Origin of the sequence: Exiguobacterium sp. S3 (assembly GCF_018617295.1) — a bacterium.
In the GTDB taxonomy this organism is placed as follows: domain Bacteria; phylum Bacillota; class Bacilli; order Exiguobacteriales; family Exiguobacteriaceae; genus Exiguobacterium; species Exiguobacterium profundum.
On sequence record NZ_JACSJW010000003.1, the window covers coordinates 367,404 to 389,973 of the forward strand.

Consider the following 22,570-nt stretch of genomic DNA (forward strand, 5'->3'; position numbering starts at 1 on the left):
GGAGAATCGTCTAAATGTTATCAATAAACAACCTAACCAAGTTATACAAAGGATCTGAAAAAGGCATTAGGAACTTAACTTTAGATTTGACGGAAGGCGATATTTGCGCCTTCATCGGCATGAACGGAGCTGGAAAAACAACTGCCATCAAATCCATCGTGGGCATTCACAGTTTTGATCAAGGCGCTATTGAATTTGATGGCGTGAGCATAGAAAAAAAACCACGAGAATTTAAACAGATGGTCGGTTACTCACCCGACACTCCTGTGCTCTACAGGAATATGACGGGGTATTCGTACCTTGAACTAATCGGAAGCATCTATCAGATTGATAATGCGACGATAAACGAGCAATTAAACACCTTGCTGAAAAAGCTCAATTTCGGCAGTGCTATCCATGAGTTGATTTCTACCTATTCGCATGGCATGAAACAAAGACTCGTGCTTATTTCCATTCTGATGCACAATCCAAAGCTGATCATATTGGATGAACCCTTTGTCGGACTGGATCCGAACGCCACTTATTTTTTACAGGAAGAAATGAAAAAACGGGCTGCTGAAGGATCCATTGTGTTGTATTCGACCCACGTTTTAGAAGTAGCGGAAAAGCTCTGCAACAAAGTGGTCATGATCCACAACGGCGAAGTGGTCGTCAATGATACGATGATCAATCTATTGTCCGAAAGTAGCTTAGATGAAAAATTCAGGAGCATCACAGCACATGAGTAAGCTCATCCAATTGCAAAAGTATATCTTAGCAAATGATTTTCAATTTTCCAGATTGGGATTATCCACTAACCAGGACGACCGAAAGCACGCTTTTCTTACGTTGGCAGGCTATTGTGCGGCTGTTGTCATGGCCATCGGCTATATTGTCTATATCGCTTTTGATTTGTACAGCAACGAAGAATCTACGTTGTTTTTTCCGATTCTTTCGTCCATTTTGTTTTGGACCCTGGGATTCTGGACCATCTTAAGCGGCATTAAGAAAATGATTGTTTCGTCAGATACTGAATTTATTTTCAGCCTGCCCATTCCATTGTGGCAAGCCAAGCTCTTTAATGTAATCAAACTCCTGATCCTTTATTTACTTATTGCTGCAACTGCCATTTTTGTTGGCATCTTGTTGCATATGTTCATTATTCCCGACTTCTGGTTCGTACTATTATCCAGTCTTCTTCTTGTGGTGATACTTCCTCTACTAGTTATCACAACAACGTTCATCATTTCATTAACAGTAAAAATTCTTCTAAATTTTTTAACCATCCATAGTAATGTAATCGAAGCTTTGCTTACAATCTTTTTATTCCTTTCACCTCTTTTGTATATCACGTACAGCACTTCTTCATTGGATTACAAAGATATTTTTTCTATTAGTTCCCCACTCTACTTGTTCGGCATCATTAGCAACTCTACACCAGAATTCGGATTCTTTAACTCGGTGAGCTTACTAACAATAACCCTCGTTCTTGTTTTCATAACCGGATACCTATTTACTAAAAGGCATGCTTTCTTAGCTGCAAGCTACTCTACTTCGTCAAAAAGAAAAGCACGTGATTCCAGCACGTTTTCTTCCAATAGTTTATTTAAAAATCTATTCTCGAAAGAGCTGAAACTATATCTATCATCTATCACCTATGTCAGCAATACAGTGCTTACATCTGCGCTATTACTAATGGGCAGCCTGGCTTATTTGTTCAATATTTCCTCTCTTTTGTATGACTACACCTTGGAACTGTCCTTCATCACGATGTCAAGCAAGTATATTTTCATTCTATTTACGACTGTATGTATTCTTTTGACCACAACCACGTCTTCAAGCCTATCTTTTGAAGGCCAAAGCATCTGGATTTTGTTGACGTCTCCGCTCTCTTTGATGGAACTTGCAAAAGCCAAGATGGCATTAAACGTGCTGCTTTTTGTACCAGGATTAGCTTGTGCTATTTTGGTCTATACTCAAAATTTCAGTTCATCGCTATTGGATTCACTGCTCTTCATTTCTTTTACATTCACTAGTTTACTGCTTAATAGCATGTTAGGCTTCTTTGTCAATTTAAAATTCCCTAATTACAACTGGTCCAGTGAGATGGAAGTAATCAAGCAGGGTAAATCCACTATAATCACCGCTATTATCAGTTCATTTCTTATCTCAATCACGGCGATTTTGATTCTACTAGATTTCAAATTCACATTCCAACTTCTCTTATTGGTCAATGTTTGTATAATTGTAGTTTTAATTTACAAGCTAAAGGAAAGCTCGTTACTTATGGAATAAAGCAATTAGCTCTGCCAAGTATGAATTAAACACTATCTTTGAAGCAATTGGCACCAGAACCTTCGGAGTCCCTTCTCTCTTAATGTGGCTTTTGGGAGATGTACTTGGTATTCTTGTTTCTTCCCTTTACTCGGACTGTTTGGGCAGTAGGTAACCTCATTGTAAGTACTTATAATTATAGAAGGGAGATATTCAGTGGTTTTCTGAATATCTCCCTTCTATATGTCCAGCTTCCGATAACCTGATGATATGTAAACCTATATCCTTCTGAAATCCGTACTTTAAAACCTTATGGCGCAGGTCTTTGAATGTATCCTTTTTTCTTGTAAATTCATTTTCTATGGTGATGCTTGTAACTTCTCTAGAATAGGAATTCTGAATGTAACTTAAGTGTAAGTAAGTTACATTCACATTCACATCCTCGTCTATGCCCCAAAACTTTATCTTGGATTTTGCCGGGACTTTTTCAATTCATCCAGATCACTTTGCAGCTGCTGGACAAGAGCCCGTAGTTATTCTCCACGTTCCTGGCTCTTTTTCAGTTCGTTTTAATGTCCGTAAGCAATTTAGTATGGTCTACGGGATTCGCTGGCTGCTGTTCCATAAGTCGCTGATTTTTGATTCTGACCCATGAACAACTCGATAATCTGATTAAGGGATTGCAGCGCAACCACGAGTTATGGTGATGAGCCAGTCTGTAAAAGATTTAAAATTATTAATATGTAAACTTAAATAATATTAACACCTAAAGAACTAGATTTTACAAACTAACGAATCTAGTTCTTTACTACTTCATTTATGCAAGCCGTTGAATGTATGAAAAGTTAAATGTACATAGTTAAATTATTTCATGCTTTAAAGTTCTCGATTCTTTTTTAAAGACAATCTAAATGAAGAAAGTTGAAAAACTAGAAGCAATACATATGCGCAGGTTGAAATTCCTATCAAATCCATCCAACTATACTCCACTATCTTCGTTACTTTTAAAACAGTTCCTACCCCAGCAAACAAAACAGCAAACTTCGATGTGGAAACAATTGTTTTCTTTAGTTCGATTTTATATTCAGATTTCTCAACAACGTTTGCATACTCCATACCTGAGAGAATATAGCGAATCCATACATAGAGACTTAGAATTGCTATAACACCCAATAGAATATATGAAAACTCAGTGCTGAATATACCTAAAAATCTATTCAATAGAACGGCTACTCCCAAAAAGCCAATGAACAAAACGAAAGCCTCTGCTATAAAGTACAATAACTGCCTTTCTTTATATTCGTCATTTGGTAAAAACATTGTGACCCATGATTCTTTCATCTTTTACTCCTCCCAGAATAAATCATTTAAAGTGACGCCCAGAACCCTCGCAATGGCAATACAGAGTTTCAAAGAGGGATTATATTTATTCGATTCGATCAAACCGATTGTCTGTCTAGTCACACCGATTGCCTCTGCCAAATCGGTTTGAGTAAGATTCTTTTCTACTCGATGTTCTTTTACTCTATTTCCCATGTCTGTCTCCTAATTTAGTTGCGCAATACCTAAAATATAATATATATATTCCATTAACGCAATATATATATTACATATTTTTGATTACGAATGAATCTCCATCACACTTTCTACGTTTTCTCTGTTCATAAGAAAGGAAAGGATACAGTAACTACATCTTGAGTTAGGAGATCACTAATGAAATATCTCGATTATTGGAGCTACTTGTCACTCTCTCTGGCAAAGCTCTTCTTTTTTAGCTGGTTGACCGCGACGGCGTTCGACTTCTCGTTTTTCCTCATCAATTTGGCGACGATTTTGCTCCTGACGAGTTGGGCACTCGCCGTGTCTTATCCGATCCGCCGATGGATTTTATACGTTTCTCTGTTCTTGCATAGTACTCTGCTCGTCTCGGACGTCTGGTATTATCGCTATTTTGAAGACTTATTATCCGTCGCCTTACTGTCCGACATCGGGCAGATGGGAGATGTCGGGGGTGGCTTCTTGACGCTCATCCGCCCAATCGATGCGTTCTTCTTCATCGACCTCATCATCTACGGTTTGATTTTGCGTTATATGAAACGTCATCCTGTCCGTGAAGGGAAACGAAACGGAAGACGATTGGCGCTCGCTGGCTTCACACTCGGATTTCTTCTCTTCACAATCCCGCTCACCCTCAGTTATCAGCGTGGAGAAAAGTGGATCGCGGACGACCCCATATCGAATATGCGTGAATACTATCATCTTGGATTTTGGGGCTATCACGCGATGGATGTCGCCCGAGGCGTCGAACGTGCTATGGGATGGAACGAAGCCCTGACAGACGAAGAGCGTTCTCAAATTCAAGCACTCTCTTATCAAGAATTAAGTGCCCCAAGTCCAGATACGAACGTTATCGTTTTACAACTCGAATCATTCCAAACATCCGTCATCGATCAACAGATTGATGGACAGGAACTGACCCCGAATTTGAACCGACTGCGACGTGACATGCTTTACTTCCCGAACGTGTATCATCAAACGCATGAAGGGCGAACGTCTGATGCAGAGTTCATCGTCAACACGTCACTTTATCCTGTCAAATCTGGTTCCGTCTACACGCGTTTCCCGGGAAATCAATTCAGCGCGCTCTCTCAATCCTTGAATAAGGCGGGCTACGATACGGCAGCCATGCATTCGTTCCGAAAAGACTTTTGGAATCGCGATGACTTTTATGACAATATCGGGTTCAATCATTTCTTTAGCGACAAAGACTACCCCGATCAAGGCATCATCGGGATGGCACTCAACGACCAAGAATTCTTAAATACGTCGGTCGGATTTATGGAAGAGTTGGATGAACCATTTTACGCATTTTTAGTCGCTTTAACGAGTCATACACCGTATGACATTCCGGAAGACGAGAAGCGGTTGGATCTATCTGATATCGACGATCCCCTTCTCGAAAACTATTACCATACCATTCATTTCGTCGATGCCGCTGTCGGTCAGTTCATCGAACGATTGAAACAAGATGGTTTCTGGGATGAGACGCTTCTCGTCATGTATGGTGACCACGATAGCGGTCTGACGGCACCAGGAGAAGAGATGGCTACCCTCGAAGAAGTGAACTCGACGGTTGACGCGTTTCAACTTGACCGTGCTGTCCCTCTCTTCATCAAACCACCTGGACCGACGACAGGAGAAGTCATGGAGGCGAGTGGTGGACAAATCGATATCGCCCCGACGATTCTCGATTTACTTGGAATCTCTCCAGCATATATGCTTGGCGACTCCTTATTGAATGATACGTCAAATCTAACCGTCTTTCGGACGGGCGCTTTCCGATATGAAGATCATTACTATGAACCAGACTTGACCGAACGTGCTGGTAACGGCACATGCTATTCCATTGAGACGGAAGAACAAGTCGCATTCGATCGATGCGCCCCTTACATCGACCGTGCGGCCATTCAACTCCGGCTCTCGGATACCATCATCGAGAAAGATGCCCTCTCGCAAATGAGTCCATGAAAAAACTCCCGAGCATTTGTCTCGGGAGTTTTTTTCAGTAAGCTTTACGCAATGTCGCGATATCAAGCTTTTTCATGGGCAGACATGCCTGTACGACCTGTTCAATCTGCTCTTGCGAACCTACCGTCATTATCTCTTCCATTTCCCACGGGATGATTTGCCAGGAGACGCCATAGCGATCTTTCAGCCAACCACACTCCTCGGCTTCCGGTACAGCCGATAGCCGCTCCCAGTAGGAATCGACTTCTTCTTGCGACTCACAAAAAGCGATGAGCGACTGGGTCTCGTTAAACGAAAATGTATGATTTTCATTACTGTCCATCACGACAAATTCTCGACCGGATAAGACGAAACGAGCATAGTTGATTTTCCCGTCAAGCTCGTCCCCATCTTCTTCCGTGTATCGTACCGTATGTCCGTCCAATACATATGAATCTTTGAAAATAGAGATCCAATCGTTCATCGCCGCCTCGGCACGACCGAACGCTTCTTTGACAAACAATAGACATGGCGTCACGAGCTGAATGTCCATCCCGCCATCATGCATGATTTGCCAAGAAACCCCGTAGCGGTCCTGCAACCACCCATAACGCTGACTGAAGTCGTACGTGTCTAATGGAATCAAGATATCCGCTCCGTCAGATAATCGTTCCCATAGCGCATTGATCTCTTCCGTCGTCGGAAGCGACACCATGTAGGAAATGGACGGATTCCGTTCTTGCGCCGTCCCTCCCCCAAGCAACTGAAAGAATTGTCCAGCGAGCGACAATGTCACAATCGTCGTCTCGCCTGCTGGTGAACTTGAAAATCTCGTCGTATAGTCGACAAACGAATCTGGAAAGATGGATACATACCACTCGGCAATCTCTTCAACATCCTGTTCAAACCAAATACATGGAATCACGGGTTGCGTAATCATGAGAATGTCTCCTTTCAGACTTCATGCAAACGATAGACCTCACGGACGGCGAGAAGCTCTCCGGCTTCATCACGATACGCCTGATAGTGCGACGAATGGATATGGTGATCGAGCGCTTCTTCGTCTTGATACTTTTCATAGAAGACAAACGTACCCGGTGCATCGATTGCCTCGTGAAGAACGTACGCGAGACACCCTTCTTCCGCACGCGACGGCGGAATCACACGGTACAGCGCGTCACGTAACGCCTCTTCTTTTCCGGGATGGGCTTTCAAGATTGCAGTAATGACGATTTCCATACAGTATTCCTCCTTCAATAATGGACCTGCCTTTCTGTTCCCGAATCCACTACAATCTATCCCAAAAAACGGATATCTCATCATACGAGACATCCGTTTCTGCTTATGACTGTTTCTTTTGTCGGAATGGCCACCAGACACCATCGCCAAATGAAATCGTAATGGCTGGGATCAAGAGGGGTAACACAATCAAGCCATACAATAACAAACCGGTGATGACGATTGTCGCGATCTGGACGAGACTGAGCACGCCTGACGGAATCATGGCACCGAACGTCCCGGCGAGGATGACCGCGGCGGTCATAATGACGGTACCCATCTTCGTCATCGAGTGGATGAGCGCCTCACGGACCGTCTTCCCATTGATTGTCTCTTCCCGGAATCGATCTAACAAGAAGATGGAGTAGTCAATTCCAAGGGCAATCAACATGACAAATCCAAAGAACGGAACGGCCCAGCTAATCCCGTCATAGCCGAGTCCTTCTACAAAGATCAGCTCTGTGATTGCCGCTGACGTATAGTACGTCAAGAGAAGCGAAGCAATCATATAGAGTGGCATGATCATCGAGCGGAACAGCGCTGTCAAAACGATGAACAACGTCACGAGCATGATGGCTACCGTTCGATTGAAATCGTTCGTCGATGTTTCATTTAAATCGCTATTGATACTTGAGATCCCGGCATATCCGATGGTCGCATCCGCATACGGTGTTCCCGTCACGGCACGATTCATCGTCTCTTTGATTGTCTCAACGGTATCAATCGCTTCTGGCGAATACGGGTCCATCTCTAAGACGACCTCGAGCTGAGTCGCCATTCCTTCATCGAAGACATATCGTTCGACTGCAGGTGAGAACGCATCTGATGTGAGCGTCCCTTCCGGAAGATACACGCCTGTCTCCCGAAGCGCATCTGCTTCACTCAACTGTTGTAAGAACGAAACGGCTTCGCCGAGACCAGACTCAATTTGTCCTAGCCCGTCGTTCGCTTCCGCGACACCTGTCGCCAGTTGCGCTAACCCGCTACCAAGTTCACCGACCTGAGAACCTTGTGCATTTAATGCGGACGCCGCTTCGTTGATTCCTGACTCAATTTGTGTGAGGCCAGCTGATACTTGACCGAGCTGTCCGACTGCGGCCGGGATGTTTTGAGTCGCTGTCAATCCTTGCCCAATGAGACCAAGTTGACCATTCAACTGATTTAGTCCCGCTGCTGCTTCTGCAAGCGGTGCCCCAGCATTGGTTGAACCGCTTGGTAGTTGTCCAACAATCCCGTTCAATCCTTGCTCAATCTCATCCAATCCAGTTTGAACATCCCCGAGACCCGTCTGCGCTTCAGACAAGCCATCGCTGACTTCACTGAGCTGCGTATCGACATAAAAATCGTCGATGACTTCACCAGTAGGACGTGTGAGCGCACGGACACCATTCACACCTTCGACTTTTTCAAGCTCACTTGCAAACTTTTCGATATAGGGAACTTCTGATTCTGTAATGGCTTGATCTTGTCTCAAAATGACTTGTACCGGAAGGGATTCCCCTTGACCGAACCCTTCTGAGATCAAATTCAGTCCACGAACCGAATCGTACCCGTCTCCAATCTCATCGACCGTATTGAACGAACGGGCATCGTCATATGTGAATAAGACAGGTACTGTGATCAACCCGACGACCAAAATCGATACGAACGGGCGATTGACCGACAATCGGCTCAAGCTAGCCCAAAGCTTGCTGTCATGATGCTCGCCTGCCTTTTTCGACGGCCAAAACAGCCGCTGTTTGAGCGTCGCCATAAAGAATGGGACGACCGTGAAAAGAATCAGCAGCAACACCGCAATACCGACTGCGACGGCGACCGCTGATTTAAAGATTGGAAAATCAGCAAATCCGATGGCGGCAAAACCGACGAAGACCGCGAGTCCACTGATGAGGACCGTCCGTCCTGCCGTCTTGTACGTATTGACGATGGCGTCTTCGATGGCATGTCCTGCACTGAGTTCTTCTTTATAACGGCTAAGAAGCAGGATACAGTAGTCTGTCCCAATCCCGAACAAGATGGCGACAAGGAAGATCTGCGTGTAGTTGGACACAGGGAATCCAAACCAATCCACGAAGAACGCGACAAACGATTGGCTCAATAGATACGTGAATCCGACCGCAATGAGTGGGATGAACGGGGTCACGATGGAACGGAAGACGAGAAGGAGTAATCCAAAAATCAACACGACCGTGATGATCTCTGTCTTTTTCAACCCTTCCTGGGCACTTAAGTTCACATCATTGTTAATGATTTCTTCCCCGGTGATATATACTGTCTCCTCTTGAGGGAGCACGTTTTCACGGACATCATCAGCAAACGCATTGATTTCTTCCGTCGTACCTTCTACCGTGATGGGGACGAGGACGATGCGTCCGTCTTCTGAGACAAGCTGTGCCTCTGTCTCCTCGTTTTCGAACGGATCGAGAACATCTGTCACGACCGTTTCATTTTGTTTAAGTTCTTCGATGACACGCGCGACATCTGTTCGCTCCGTCTCTCCGATTGATTCAAACTCATAGACGAGGGAGATGGTCTTGTCACTCTTCCCGGCTTCATCTAAAATCGCTTGTGCGCGTTGTGAGTCCATGTCGTCCGCAAGTTGGAAGCTCCCTGCCTCTTCTGCTTGTTTCGTTAAGTTCGGTGCTGCGACAAATAATGCTGCCGTCAATACGATGAGGGAAATGAAAATTCCCCAGCGCCATTGAATGATTTTATGCATGTGTTATTCCTCCCCGATTCGGAGCAATTGCTTTATTTTTCGGAACGTCCGAACAAACTGCTCGATTTCAATTTCGTCTACTTCTCCATCGATGAGGGATTCCACATATCGATAGACGGCACCGTCCACTTCTTCGACGAGCCGTTTCCCTTCTGGGGTCAATTCGATCAATCGTTCCCGTTGATCTTGTCCTCGTCGACTCGTGACGAGTCCTTTTTCGACCAACTTTTTCAGGCGATTCGAGACCGCGCTTTTATGGACACCTTGTTTTTGCGCCAATTGCCCAGCCGGAGTTGGTCCAAACTGATCGAGTAACTTCAACAGTTGGAGCTGTTCACGCGAATACTCGCGCCATACGTCCCCTTCCATCGCTTCGATGACATGTTCCGTCCCATGGAACATCACTTCTTCAAATAACTGCACCGCTTCGCGCATCAATGCTTTCATTTTTAGTTTACCCCCTAAACTAGATGGTTATAGTTTATGCCCTAAACTAAATAGCGTCAAATAAAAAGACCGATAAGAGATGCCCTTATCGGCCCATGTTCTTTTCGATGGTTTCTGCCACACGTAACCCAGACAGATAGGCACTTTCGAATCGCGTTCGTCCGGATGGATCATCAGCTTCAAGGAAGACATCCCCTGCTAAATAGATGGGATGATGGCTTACTTGATAAAACGGCTCATGCCATACGTCTTTCGCTTGCGCGTAACGCCAGCGTTTCAATTGCCGTGATCGGATGTCGAGGTCTCCGACTTCTTCACGCAATAACCGCTCGATTTCAGCAAGTGTCTCTGCTTCCGGTCGCTCATACCAGTCCTCACTCCACGTCTCTTCCATATAGACACTTATAAGTGATGTATCGGAGATGCCTTTTTGCCGATTATCGACGATTTTTAATACACCAGGTACCAGTTCTTGATCGAGAATACCGTCTGCTCCAATCTGCACATCACCGGCACATTCAAAAAAACCCACGAACGTCGGCGAATATACGAGACGAAGTAGCGCGGGCTTGATCTGGTCGACCAAACTCCCTAGTAGTTCGAATGACTGTGGAAGCGGTGCCGTCATCACGACTCGATCATATGAACGCGTCGTCACGTCTGTCATGACTGTGACGGTTCCGTCTTCTTCCACTTGAACGTTCTCCACCCGTTCATTCAACTGTACGGTCAAATCTTCAGACAAACGCTTAGCGAGTGCATTCATCCCATTAATCGCGACATAACGTGGATAAGGGTCGGCATACCAGACTTGCACCCAGTTCACATTCATCCACGACCGCACCTCTCGTTCGAGCTCTTTTCCACGCACCGTGAAATATACCGCTCCATGGTCTGCCCGTCCGTCACCGATTCGACGCGTCGCTAAGCGTCCCCCGACGCTTCGACTCTTTTCAACCAGTTCGACGTCATGACCTTGACGCGCGAGTTCACGCGCTGCGATGATTCCGCTCAGACCGGCCCCGATGATCCCAATCTTCATTCCGCATTCCCCTTTCTCTTCATGAAGATTGTAGCACGTTCCTTCAATTTACCCTCTGTTTGATATGCTTCAGGCTGGCTTGTTCCATTGTTCGTCGTAAGCCCGACGCGTATCTTCATACATGACAGCGAAGCGCGCAACTACTAACGGACGAACAAGGGAAGTCGCAACTAACAGCGACCAGGATGACAAAATCGGTAATTTGAAAACAATACTTAACGTGAAACCCGTCAAAAAGACCGGAATCATTGGCAGGATCAATTTAAATGCTTCCCACTTCTGTCCACGCATCATCCCACGAGATTTTGTAATTGCTTCTGTTGGGGACAAATGAGGCTCATCTCGCAATATAAAGAAAGTGAATGCGTAAGAAAAGTACTTTATGATTCCTGGAACGATTAGAAGCAGCCCCCACAATAGTTGGAAGAGAACCATGAGTAGGAATGTGGCTAAATTTAAACGGTAATTCTTCCGAAACGGTTTAAATACATCTTGAAAATGCAATTTCTTATTTCGCACCGTATCTAAAATGATCCAGCTGTATCCGATATACATTGGAAGAGACATCACATATAGGATGAGTCCAACCACACTGATCATCATAAGAATAGTAGAACTGTGTTGGATGCCGTAATACGTCGGATCTATCATAAGCCACACTTCTACTAAAATCGCCATTGCAAAAGACCAACCGATGAGTTTCCCCGTTTTTCCTTTCAAGGCCTCATGTGTCCGTTCTGTCCATGTTTGAATCATTCTACATCTCCCCCTGACTGATACTTTTATATACGGAGCATAGTAAGCACACGTTTCAAATTCATATAAAAAAGCAGAGATTCACTCTGCTCGTTCGTCCGCTCGATATTCCAATATGTCTCCCGGCTGACAGTCGAGTGCTTCGCAAATCGCTTCAAGTGTCGAGAAACGAATCGCTTTGGCCTTTCCGTTTTTCAATATCGATAAGTTCGCCATCGTGATCCCGACTCGTTCCGACAGTTCCGTCACACTTATTTTCCGTTTCGCCAACATCACATCCAGATTCACAATCATCGCCATTTCTCTCACCTCATACCGTCAAATCGATTTCTTGTTTCATGTCGATGGCGCGCTTCAATAGTTTCTGTAACAACTCAGCGAAAACCGCAATGACAAATGCGGCGAAGACGAAGACGAATCCGATGACTAAAAATCCTGGCGAGTCGTCACGCTCAGCGAACCAATAGAAGAACGGGAGTGTCGCCATATAGATGGCCGTGATGGTCAACGCACAATATTTAATGACACGAAGTGCTTTCACCGACCGATAGGAGAATGCCTCATTCCGATCAATCAATCCAAGTAAGATGAATGACTGTGACAAGGCAACGAAAAAGGGAATCGCTGCTACATACATCCCTCCAATAATCGGTCGCATCGAATTTGCAATCCATCCTCCGCTCTCCACCGCCTCTCGCCAAAGGAAAGGGAGTAAAAAGATACAGGCCGCGAGAATCGGGAGCGACAAGACAATCACTGCTAGTTTCAAAAAGATGGTTTCCCGTTTCATCTGCCAAACACCTCATTTAGTTTTATTTTCTTTATCATATGCCACGATTTATCGTTTATCAATAAATATTTATCGAAAAAAATAGACCACGAGATGTACTCGAGGTCTATCACATTCATTTCATTGCTTCTAATTCACTTTCGGTCACCCATTTATGGTTTGTGACCTCTTCCCCGTCTTCGGTCGTGTAATCAACCATGTAAACGGTCGTCTCTTCCGCTGTATCGATTGTCGCTTCTGCGCCGTCCATCCCTTCCATATGGTCGGCGGCCAATACGACCTCATCCCCTTCAGACAAAGGCGCCTCATCTGGATTGTCCAGTTCTTCGTGAATCACCCATTTGTGATCCTCTACCGGGTCACCACCTGTAGTCGGTGTATAGCTGACGGCGTAGACCGTCGTATCATATGCACCGACAATCGTCGCCTCCACGCCTTCCATCCCTGGCATGTGATCCGCTGTCATCATCGCGGTTGATCCGACTGGAAAAGTCGGATCACTGGCTTCCATCAGCCCGTCTGGAACTTCTCCAGACCCGGAGTGATCCATCGCTGAATGGTCCATGCTTTGCTCTTCTGACATCTCCATCGATGTGTCCTCTACCGTATCCCCACAAGCGGCCAATGATGTCGCGAGAATCATGACACCGAGACCTGTCATCCATTTCTTCTGTTTCATCGAATCTCTCCTTCTCTTCATTTTCATGTTGAGTGTACCCGTTCCGGAGAATGAACAGACATATTTGAGAACATTACGATGATTTGTTAACTCATTGCAACAAAAAAGACCAAAATCCCGAAAGATTTTGGTCTTGAACATTATTCAACCGTTACAGACTTCGCCAAGTTACGTGGCTTGTCGACATCGCAGTCACGAGCAAGTGCTGCATAGTACGAGATGAGTTGAAGTGGAAGAACCGTCACGAGTGGCGTGAGAAGTGGTTCAACACGTGGAAGAACGAATGCGTCGTTCTCATGCTCCATTCCTTCCATTGAAATCGTACATGCGATGGCACCACGCGCCACAACTTCCTTGATGTTTCCACGGATGTTGAGGTGTGTGTTTGGTTGAGACACGAGCGTGATGACTGGTGTCCCGTCTTCAATCAAGGCGATCGGACCGTGCTTGAGTTCCCCACCTGGGTACCCTTCTGCTTGGATATATGAAATCTCTTTCAGCTTCAATGCGCCTTCGAGACCTACATATGAATCCAATCCACGTCCGAGGAAGAATGCGTTACGTGACTCTTTCAAGAACTTATCTGCAAGCTCTTCAAAGATTTCTTTTTGTGCCATGATCGAGTCCATCGTTGTCGCAACGAGTGCAAGTTCTTGCATGAGATCAAACGGTAGTTTCTTCCCGTTCGCACGAGCGATGTCGTATGCGAGAATTGCGAGGACGGCAATCTGTGCCGTGTATGCTTTCGTCGAGGCGACCGCGATCTCTGGTCCTGCGTGGAGGAGCATCGTCTCGTTCGCTTCACGTGACAATGTCGATCCTGCCACGTTCGTTAACGTGAGCGCTTTATGGCCCAATTTTTTCACTTCGACGAGGACGGCACGGCTGTCCGCTGTCTCACCTGATTGTGAGATGAAGAGGAAGAGTGGCTTCTCTGTCAAAAGTGGCATGTTGTAACCGAACTCTGATGCGACGTGTACTTCAGTCGGTACACCTGCAACGCGCTCAATCAATTGCTTCCCGACAAGACCAGCGTGGTAACTTGTACCACATGCGACGATATAGACGCGGTCTGCTTCCGAAACGAGTTCACGCACGCCTTCTGCGAGCTCGATGTCGCCGTTCTCATTCTGGTAGTGCTGGATGATGTTACGGATGACGGCTGGCTGTTCGTCCATCTCTTTCAACATGTAGTGCGCGTACGTGCCCTTCTCGATGTCTGACGCATCGATCTCGGCCGTGTATGGTGCACGCTCGAGTACTTCGCCGTCGAGCGTCTTGATCGTCGCCGACTCACGTGTGAGGATGACGATCTCACCATCGTGGAGCTCGAGGTACTGGTCTGTCACCTGGAGCATCGCCATCGCGTCTGATGCGACGACGTTGAACGTGCCGTCGCCAAGTCCGACGAGGAGCGGTGACTTGTTCTTGCCGATATAGAGGCGCTCTTTGTCCTCTGAGTCGATCATCGCGATCGCGTACGAACCGTGGAGGTCCGAAAGCGTCTTACGGAACGCCGCCTCGACATCGCCGAGCTCGACGAAGTGCTTCTCCATGAGCTGGACGATGACTTCTGTGTCCGTCTCTGAAAGGAACGGGACGTCGAGCGTCTTCTTGATGAGCTCGTCGTTCTCGATTACGCCGTTATGCACGAGCGTGAAGCGTCCAGTTGTACTTTGATGCGGGTGGGCGTTCGGTACGCTCGGTACCCCATGTGTCGCCCAACGTGTGTGGCCGATTCCAATCGTGCCGTCTACTTCTGCTGGGATGATTTCGCGTAGCGCAGCAATGCGACCGACTTCTTTGTGAACGTTGACATTCTCATGCATCAACGCAAGACCTGCCGAGTCATAACCACGGTACTCGAGTTTTTCAAGACCTTTGAGAAGGACTTCCTTCGCTCCGGTATTCCCAATCATTCCTACAATTCCACACATAAACAAATCTCCTCTATTCTTCGATTTCTCGAAAAAGGAAACGGGCTTTTTCTAAGAGCTGTCAGTACACGCTTCTTTGTCCGTCCGGTCGCCCGGGCGTTTTAAAAGCATGTTTGTCGTCGTGACAGGCGACGAGGAGGCATCCGCCGAAATCTCGATAACCTCCAACCTCGTCAACTCCGCAGAGTTCTGGCGCTTGTTCGTACTCTTGTGTCCTTCCGTTTCCAAGGTCACGCTCTTAATAGTACAAATCACACCCCCATTCGTCAAGAAAATCCGCTGTTTTCTCGATGACAAAACGGAAACAAAAAGGGAATCCGATGTGGATTCCCTTGTGTTATTCCCGGTTTTGAAAATTTTATCCGTCTACACCGTAATCTTCGCGTACGACTTGCGCGATTTTTTCAACGTAACGGTCACACTCTTCCGCTGTCGGGGCTTCAGCCATGACACGAACAAGTGGTTCTGTACCTGATGCACGGACGAGGATTCGACCGTTTCCGGCCATTTCCGCTTCCGCTTCTTGAATCGTTGCCAAGACACGCTCTCCGTTCATCGCATCGTTTTTATTCGTCACACGAATGTTCACGAGCTTTTGCGGATAAACTGGCATCTCTGCCGCTAATTCAGACAGTTTACGCCCTGTCGATTTCACGATTTCTGCCAATTGCACACCAGATAACATACCGTCACCCGTTGTCGAGTGATCGAGGAAAATCAAATGACCTGATTGTTCGCCACCGAGTGTATATTGATGTTTTTTCATTTCTTCAACGACATAGCGGTCACCCACTGCTGTTTGAAGCGCCGTCATGCCCGCTTCTTCAACGGCTTTATGGAAACCAAGGTTACTCATGACCGTCGCGACAATCGTGTTGTCTTTGAGACGCCCTTTTTCACTCAAGTATTTCCCGCAAATATACATGATCTTGTCTCCGTCGACGATTTCACCGTTCTCGTCAATCGCAATCAAACGGTCTCCGTCCCCATCGAAGGCAAGTCCCATGTCCGCTCCTTTTTCACGGACGAACTCAGCCAAATGCTCAGGGTGTGTCGATCCGACACCTTCGTTGATATTTAAACCGTTCGGCGAGTTTCCGATTGTCGACACGTTTGCTTCTAAGTCCGCAAACAGTCGAGCCGCAAGGCCGCTCGTCGCCCCATGTGCACAGTCAAGCGCAATGTGAAGACCATCGAAGTCTTCTTCTACCGTTTGTTTCAACATTTGAAGATACTTTTGCGCGCCTTCGTAGTAATCCGATACGAAACCGAGATCTTTCCCTGTCGGACGCGGGAGCGTATCTTCCGCAGCATCCAAGATGTCTTCAATTTCTTGCTCGGTCGCATCGTCTAATTTGAAACCATCGCTACCGAAGAATTTGATTCCGTTATCCGCCACAGGGTTATGCGATGCTGAAATCATGACACCTGCCGTCGCGTCGAGCGATTTCGTCAAGTAAGCGACTCCAGGTGTTGAGATGACACCGAGACGCATCACTTCTGCACCGATTGAGAGAAGACCCGCAATCAATGCACCTTCAAGCATATGTCCTGAAATCCGTGTGTCACGACCGATCAACACTTTCGGCTGTTCGCCTTCTGGCAAATGTTTCGACAACACGTAGCCACCCGCACGACCTAAACGATATGCTAATTCCGCAGTTAACTCAGAGTTGGCAACACCGCGAACTCCATCTGTTCCAAAATATTTACCCATAAGATTAAATCCTCACTTTTGTATGATTGAACATCTTTATTGAATGGAAGATGTTTCTGTTTCTTCATCGACACTCGTCAATTGAACATCGATTGTCTTTGGCGAGATCACGGTCACGCCTTTTGGTACTTCATAATCTGCATCGACCGCATGTGTTCCGCTCGGCAATCCGGTCAGATCTAACGTCACGTTGACACTGTTTGATGAGATGCTTTCAAGAAGGGAACGTTTGCCCGAGAGCGTCACGCTGACCACTTCTTGCGTTTGAATCGTGTAATTCGTCCGGTCATATCCACGGACAGTGATGGGGACGGTCAACCGAATCCGCTCTGTCAATTCACCCGTGTCATCTTTCGTCTCATCATTTGGACGAACGAGCACCTGGACTTCTACTTCTTTTTTACCGAGTGAAGTCGCTCCTTCCGGAAGACGAAGGGTAGCGGTCACTTTTTCCGACTTCGTTAAATCGTCAAGTTCAATCGGTTCCGTCTCCACTCGTTGGAGTTCATCTAACACCGCTTTTGGTGCAAAGACACGGACTTCCGTCTCACCTAGCAACGTATCAACTAAGCGGAAATCGTCTGCCACCTCTCCGCTCGTGACGACCTCGATTGGAATCATCGCACTTTCATTGTAAATCGGAACGGTGACATTGATGATATTCGGATCGACTGACACGTTCAACGGATTTCCATTCGCATCTAAAATGGTCGGTGGAATCTCACGAGTGAACGTCTGACTTTGATTGGCAACATCCACATTCAACGTGATTTCTTTGACGTTTTGAATCCGACTCGCACCACCTGTGACTTTTACAGTCGACGGTTCGATTTCGACATCGCCCGCGACTTTTCCGTCCGGTAATTGATCTTTGTTCAACAGATTCACGGACACAGGGACTTCAATCGTTTGTTTCCGATCGATATAGATTTCGACAGTCTCTCGATCTAGTTTGACATTGACGTCTCCGCCGAATCCACGCGCTTCGACCGGGACACGATGGAATCCGGTGCCAAGATTGGTCAAATCGACGAACACCTGATAATCTTTCACCAATTTCGTCATCGTTAAACTACTAGATGGCCCTTGAAGCTCGACACCCATCTCTTCCGGAACATTATATGCGACATACTGGACCTCATCGAAAAACACTTCGACCGGCACATCGAGCGTCATGGAACTTTGTCCGACGATTGGCAATGCGCTAGATGCGTTATTCGAAGAACTGGTCTCAGCGACCATTAAGTATAAAAGGACGGCTAAAGCAAGTGCGATGAAGCGGAGAAACCACTTATGTTGTAACCACTGATCAATCACTTACTTATCCCCTCCTTTTTTGCCGAAGAACGAGAGGGTCGCCTCTTTTTCTTCGATGACGAGTTCTTGAATTAATTTATTGCGAAGCGCTTCTTCGTCTAGTTCCCGATACAAGCGGCCCGCGATTGCAAGTGAGACTGCTCCCGTTTCTTCTGAGACGGTAAGAGTGACGCTATCCGTCACTTCACTGACCCCGATGGCTGCTCGGTGACGTGTCCCGAGTGCTTTATCGATGTGCGGGCTTTCCGAAAGCGGTAAATAGCAAGCTGCCGCCGCAATTTTCCCGTCCTGAATAATCATCGCGCCATCATGAAGCGGCGTATTCGGAATGAATAAGTTAATAATCAACTGGGATGTGATATGCGAGTCCATACGAATGCCGGTCTCCACATACTCGTTTAATCCCGTATCGCGTTCAATCGCAATCAATGCACCGATTCGCCGTTTTGACATGTACTGTGCGGAACTGACGATGGCTTCAATCATTTGTCGTTGTTGCTCCTCATCACTTGTTCCCGTACGACTGAATAAGTTACTCGTTCGTCCGAGGTGTTCAAGACCACGTCTCAACTCTGGCTGAAAAATGATGATAATTCCGAGGAGACCGTACGTGATCACCTGATTTAGCAAGAACTGGAGCGTCTTCAATCCGAAGAAACCGCTCAAGAACCAACTGACTAGAATGATGGAAATCCCTTTAATTAATTGTACTGCTTTTGTCCCACGCACAATCATCATCAACTTGTAAATGACATACGTGACGACGACGATATCTAAAACATCATTCAAATAATCGTACCAATGTACGTTTTCTGAAAGATTTAAAAATGAGAAAAATGATACTTGTTCAAGTAGCGGCAAATGCTCCCCTCCTCAACTACCTAGCTAAATCGTGCAAATTCCATTATATCATCATTTCTATAGATACGCATTGCGTCACGTCAAAACGAAACCAGATTGAAACGAAAAAAAGACGCCGGAAGCGTCTTTAGAAAAGTTGTTTCATCGAGTACCAAATCCATTCGAACATCTGATCGATCTGTTCGAGTTCACCTGTCACTTGACCGGCACTTGCTAAATAGGCACGACCATTGACGGCTGTCGCGTTCCCATTGACAGTACCTTCAATCCGTAAATCGCCACCTTGGACCGTGATGTCTTTTTCAACCGTGACACCGGCCGGGACAATGACTTCATTCTCAGATACGATCACACCTGGTACTTTTGTATAGGTCATCGTCTCTGAAGCGCTGCTCCATAGTCCGAGTGTCGCACTAGACATCAAACTAAAGAACAGTACGGCCGCAATCAAACCTGGGTGCCGTTGCAACCATTGCATTTGTTTCGAATGCGGTTTGCGTTCTTTTCGAACTGATTTTGAAAACGGTACGACGGGATCAGGTGCTGTTTGTACAGGAGTTTCAGGTAAAGCGGCCATCACTCGGGCCGTAAAATCTGCTGATAACTTTGGACGAGGCAATGCTTTCAGTTCTGCGTCGATTCGTTCATATTGTAGATACGATTCATATAATTCATCGTCCTCTAACAATTGACGCAATTCGTCAGATTCTTCGGGCAAAACGCCATCTTCCAAATATTGTTGTACTTTTTCTTCAGGAGTCAATTGAACCCCTCCCTATTTTGAAAGATTGTTTTTAACATTTCTCTTCCCCGGAAGATCCTTGTCTTAACCGTTGCGACCGGCATGTCGATCATCACGCTGATTTCTTTAAGCGACAAATCATCTACATATTTTAATAATAACGGAATGCGATATTTGTCTGGAAGTTGCTTGATTGCCTCATGCATTTCACTTCGAATTTCGCGATGAACCACTTGGGCATCGGGTTGGGGCGCTTCATCAGCTAAGTGGTCTTGATAAGTCAAACCGTCTGTACCCGCAATTTCGGCATCCATCGAATATTCAGGCTTCCGCTTCCTCAATCGGTCGATGGCAACGTTTGTCGTGATTCGATAGAGCCATGTTTTGAACTTATATTGCGCGTCGTACGTATCGATTCGTGTATAGGCACGAATGAACGCCTCTTGGGCAGCGTCCTCTGCTTCGCCACGATCATACAAAATTTTATAGGCGATTGCAAAGACGCCATCCTTGTATAGTTCTACCAGTTCGGCAAACGAATCGTGATTCCCCGCCCTCAATTCATCAACCAAACGGGTGGTCAGCCGTTCCATCAATCCACTTCCCCTCTCCGCTACACATGCGGTCATCTCTATATACGTCTTGATATTGAAATGGTTTCAAAAAATCAAAAAAAGTTTCCATCCCCATTGTAGCAAACGGGTTTGGAAACTGTAAGGAAATCAGACGGTTTCGCCTTCCAATAACAGGTTTTCTTTAGATTTTATAATCGTTTCACATAAGCGATAGGCCAACTGAGCCGTCACGTCATCCCGGTCTAATGCCGGATTTAACTCGACGAGCTCTACTGCGATCAAGTCTTCTGCTTGCATCGCTTCTTTTAAAATCGCTTTGGCTTCGACTTCTGTCAAACCGCCGTCAACCGGTGTACCTGTTCCAGGAACGAGGGATGCATCGAGACTATCCATATCGAAACTGATATAAAAACGGTCTACTCGTTCACGAAGATAACTCAATGACTCTTTCATGATGACATCCACGCCACGCGTACGTACTTCTTCTACTGTAATGACTTTGATACCGAGTCGATTGATTTCATTCATTTCTCCTTCATCGATATCACGCAGGGCAATATAAACTAAATGCTCTGGTGATAGCTTCGGATCACGTCCGCCCACTTCTGTCAGACGCACGTCGCCCATCCCCATCGCTGCCGCAAGTGGCATTCCGTGAATATTCCCCGACGGTGATGTTTCGCCTGTATTTAAGTCAGCGTGAGCATCCACCCAAATGACTCCATAAGGACCTGTTTGAGCCAATCCAGCAAGAGTACCGATTGCCATACTATGATCGCCCCCAACGATCAAAGGGAATCGATTTTCCGAAATTTCACGATGTACGACTTCTGCCAATTCCGTGACGGTATGCAAGACACCATCAACCCGTTTTAAGTGTTCTTCATTTTCTCGAATTTCAGATTCTGGCAAGACACGAATCGTATGTTTGACCGTTTCTGTCGGAAGAAGTTGTTGCATCCCCATTTCATTTAACTTTGTCGGTCCTTGATCGACCCCTAATTTCCCCTGACCGTAACGCAGCGGCACGTGAATATATGACCATTGCATCGCCATTCCCCCTTTATACGCTTGATAGTTAAATTGTAAACGCTATCATTTGTTTGGTTCAACTCAGCATAATGATGAATAAACATGCAAAAAGGCAGCCTGAATGGTGGCAGGCTGCCTTTCTCTGTACTCTCAATTGAATGGTTCATGGTTTTAGGCAAAAAAAAACTTAAGTCATCACTAACTTAAGAAAAAAACATATGGTGGAGCCTAGCGGGATCGAACCGCTGACCTCCTGCGTGCAAGGCAGGCGCTCTCCCAGCTGAGCTAAGGCCCCAATACAGGGATAAGAATATGGAGCGGAAGACGGGATTCGAACCCGCGACCCCGACCTTGGCAAGGTCGTATTCTACCACTGAACTACTTCCGCAAAAAATGGTGAGCCATGCAGGGCTCGAACCTGCGACCCTCTGATTAAAAGTCAGATGCTCTACCAACTGAGCTAATGGCTCAAACCTGGTGGGGGGGGGCGGATTCGAACCGCCGAACCCGAAGGAGCGGATTTACAGTCCGCCGCGTTTAGCCACTTCGCTACCCCCCCGAGGAGTGCCGGCGAAAGGATTCGAACCCTCGACCCTCTGATTACAAGTCAGATGCTCTACCAACTGAGCTACACCGGCATATATATAGGTTTGATGTAATAAATAAAGATGGTGGAGGATGACGGGATCGAACCGCCGACCCCCTGCTTGTAAGGCAGGTGCTCTCCCAGCTGAGCTAATCCTCCATATTGGTGACCCGTACGGGATTCGAACCCGTGTTACCACCGTGAAAGGGCGGTGTCTTAACCGCTTGACCAACGGGCCTAAATTGGCTCCGCAAGTAGGATTTGAACCTACGACCTACCGGTTAACAGCCGGTTGCTCTACCACTGAGCTATTGCGGAACGATCTTGCCTGG

At 46.3% G+C, this 22,570-nt stretch carries 21 protein-coding genes and 8 tRNA genes; 3 read left to right on the plus strand and 26 right to left on the minus strand.

Annotated features, from left to right (window positions below):
• Positions 1-14: 14 nt before the first annotated feature.
• Together KNO65_RS10725 and KNO65_RS10730 are read left to right on the plus strand one after the other, a co-directional pair.
• On the plus strand, positions 15-728 hold the full coding sequence (locus tag KNO65_RS10725) for an ABC transporter ATP-binding protein (protein WP_214784108.1): 714 nt from the start codon (positions 15-17) through the stop codon (positions 726-728).
• Positions 721-2,274 carry a hypothetical protein gene (locus tag KNO65_RS10730; protein ID WP_214784110.1) on the plus strand — a complete coding sequence of 518 codons (1,554 nt, stop codon included), beginning with the start codon at positions 721-723 and terminating at the stop codon, positions 2,272-2,274. Before KNO65_RS10725 ends, KNO65_RS10730 begins: the two co-directional genes overlap by 8 nt.
• A gap of 855 nt (positions 2,275-3,129) precedes the next feature.
• On the opposite strand, the gene KNO65_RS10735 is transcribed toward KNO65_RS10730, so the two are convergent.
• On the minus strand, positions 3,130-3,594 hold the full coding sequence (locus KNO65_RS10735; protein ID WP_214784112.1) for a hypothetical protein: 465 nt from the start codon (positions 3,592-3,594) through the stop codon (positions 3,130-3,132).
• A 3-nt stretch (positions 3,595-3,597) separates the two neighbouring features.
• Positions 3,598-3,789 (minus strand): helix-turn-helix transcriptional regulator, encoded by a 192-nt coding sequence (locus KNO65_RS10740; RefSeq protein WP_031421892.1) that lies wholly within the window; start codon positions 3,787-3,789, stop codon positions 3,598-3,600.
• Between the two features lie 177 nt (positions 3,790-3,966).
• Here KNO65_RS10740 and KNO65_RS10745 point away from each other — a divergent pair, with 177 nt between their 5' ends.
• Positions 3,967-5,781: an LTA synthase family protein gene (locus KNO65_RS10745; protein ID WP_214784114.1), complete on the plus strand. Its 1,815-nt coding sequence runs from the start codon at positions 3,967-3,969 to the stop codon at positions 5,779-5,781.
• A 34-nt stretch (positions 5,782-5,815) separates the two neighbouring features.
• Here the strand turns inward: KNO65_RS10745 and KNO65_RS10750 are convergent, their stop codons facing one another.
• From KNO65_RS10750 to KNO65_RS10865, 24 genes are all read right to left on the minus strand, one after another.
• Positions 5,816-6,700, minus strand: a complete 885-nt coding sequence (locus KNO65_RS10750; RefSeq protein WP_214784116.1) for a VOC family protein — start codon at positions 6,698-6,700, stop codon at positions 5,816-5,818.
• Positions 6,701-6,714: 14 nt separating this feature from the next.
• The gene (locus tag KNO65_RS10755; protein WP_214784118.1) at positions 6,715-6,999 is read right to left on the minus strand and encodes a putative quinol monooxygenase; all 285 of its coding nucleotides are present in this window, start codon (positions 6,997-6,999) and stop codon (positions 6,715-6,717) included.
• Positions 7,000-7,102: 103 nt separating this feature from the next.
• Positions 7,103-9,757: an MMPL family transporter gene (locus KNO65_RS10760; protein ID WP_214784120.1), complete on the minus strand. Its 2,655-nt coding sequence runs from the start codon at positions 9,755-9,757 to the stop codon at positions 7,103-7,105.
• A 3-nt stretch (positions 9,758-9,760) separates the two neighbouring features.
• Positions 9,761-10,204 carry a MarR family winged helix-turn-helix transcriptional regulator gene (locus tag KNO65_RS10765; protein WP_078147853.1) on the minus strand — a complete coding sequence of 148 codons (444 nt, stop codon included), beginning with the start codon at positions 10,202-10,204 and terminating at the stop codon, positions 9,761-9,763.
• A gap of 85 nt (positions 10,205-10,289) precedes the next feature.
• On the minus strand, positions 10,290-11,246 hold the full coding sequence (locus KNO65_RS10770) for an NAD(P)/FAD-dependent oxidoreductase (RefSeq protein WP_214784122.1): 957 nt from the start codon (positions 11,244-11,246) through the stop codon (positions 10,290-10,292).
• 69 nt (positions 11,247-11,315) lie between these two features.
• Complete coding sequence (locus KNO65_RS10775; RefSeq protein WP_214784124.1) at positions 11,316-12,002, minus strand: DUF975 family protein; 687 nt, start codon at positions 12,000-12,002, stop codon at positions 11,316-11,318.
• A gap of 81 nt (positions 12,003-12,083) precedes the next feature.
• A complete protein-coding gene (locus KNO65_RS10780) occupies positions 12,084-12,302 on the minus strand; it encodes a helix-turn-helix domain-containing protein (RefSeq protein ID WP_214784126.1) in 219 nt (72 codons plus the stop codon).
• A 10-nt stretch (positions 12,303-12,312) separates the two neighbouring features.
• On the minus strand, positions 12,313-12,792 hold the full coding sequence (locus tag KNO65_RS10785) for a DUF2975 domain-containing protein (RefSeq protein WP_078147856.1): 480 nt from the start codon (positions 12,790-12,792) through the stop codon (positions 12,313-12,315).
• 115 nt (positions 12,793-12,907) lie between these two features.
• On the minus strand, positions 12,908-13,471 hold the full coding sequence (locus KNO65_RS10790; RefSeq protein WP_214784129.1) for a YdhK family protein: 564 nt from the start codon (positions 13,469-13,471) through the stop codon (positions 12,908-12,910).
• Between the two features lie 140 nt (positions 13,472-13,611).
• Complete coding sequence (gene glmS / locus KNO65_RS10795; RefSeq protein WP_211782064.1) at positions 13,612-15,408, minus strand: glutamine--fructose-6-phosphate transaminase (isomerizing); 1,797 nt, start codon at positions 15,406-15,408, stop codon at positions 13,612-13,614.
• A 358-nt stretch (positions 15,409-15,766) separates the two neighbouring features.
• Positions 15,767-17,125: a phosphoglucosamine mutase gene (glmM, locus tag KNO65_RS10800; RefSeq protein ID WP_078147859.1), complete on the minus strand. Its 1,359-nt coding sequence runs from the start codon at positions 17,123-17,125 to the stop codon at positions 15,767-15,769.
• Between the two features lie 36 nt (positions 17,126-17,161).
• Positions 17,162-18,442, minus strand: coding sequence for a CdaR family protein (locus tag KNO65_RS10805; protein WP_214784132.1), 1,281 nt, complete (start codon positions 18,440-18,442; stop codon positions 17,162-17,164).
• Complete coding sequence (gene cdaA / locus KNO65_RS10810) at positions 18,443-19,303, minus strand: diadenylate cyclase CdaA (protein ID WP_012727638.1); 861 nt, start codon at positions 19,301-19,303, stop codon at positions 18,443-18,445.
• A 127-nt stretch (positions 19,304-19,430) separates the two neighbouring features.
• Positions 19,431-20,066: an RseA family anti-sigma factor gene (locus tag KNO65_RS10815; protein WP_078147861.1), complete on the minus strand. Its 636-nt coding sequence runs from the start codon at positions 20,064-20,066 to the stop codon at positions 19,431-19,433.
• Complete coding sequence (sigW, locus tag KNO65_RS10820) at positions 20,063-20,638, minus strand: RNA polymerase sigma factor SigW (RefSeq protein WP_012727640.1); 576 nt, start codon at positions 20,636-20,638, stop codon at positions 20,063-20,065. The genes KNO65_RS10815 and sigW overlap by 4 nt, the downstream gene beginning before the upstream one ends.
• A 129-nt stretch (positions 20,639-20,767) precedes the next feature.
• Positions 20,768-21,670: an arginase gene (gene rocF / locus KNO65_RS10825; protein ID WP_074035370.1), complete on the minus strand. Its 903-nt coding sequence runs from the start codon at positions 21,668-21,670 to the stop codon at positions 20,768-20,770.
• Positions 21,671-21,871: 201 nt separating this feature from the next.
• A tRNA-Ala gene (locus tag KNO65_RS10830) sits at positions 21,872-21,947 on the minus strand.
• 18 nt (positions 21,948-21,965) lie between these two features.
• A tRNA-Gly gene (locus tag KNO65_RS10835) sits at positions 21,966-22,040 on the minus strand.
• Between the two features lie 6 nt (positions 22,041-22,046).
• A tRNA-Lys gene (locus tag KNO65_RS10840) sits at positions 22,047-22,122 on the minus strand.
• Positions 22,123-22,127: 5 nt separating this feature from the next.
• A tRNA-Tyr gene (locus tag KNO65_RS10845) sits at positions 22,128-22,211 on the minus strand.
• Between the two features lie 6 nt (positions 22,212-22,217).
• A tRNA-Thr gene (locus KNO65_RS10850) sits at positions 22,218-22,290 on the minus strand.
• Between the two features lie 31 nt (positions 22,291-22,321).
• A tRNA-Val gene (locus KNO65_RS10855) sits at positions 22,322-22,397 on the minus strand.
• A 4-nt stretch (positions 22,398-22,401) separates the two neighbouring features.
• Positions 22,402-22,476, minus strand: a tRNA-Glu gene (locus KNO65_RS10860).
• A 5-nt stretch (positions 22,477-22,481) separates the two neighbouring features.
• A tRNA-Asn gene (locus KNO65_RS10865) sits at positions 22,482-22,556 on the minus strand.
• Between the last annotated feature and the right edge of the window lie 14 nt (positions 22,557-22,570).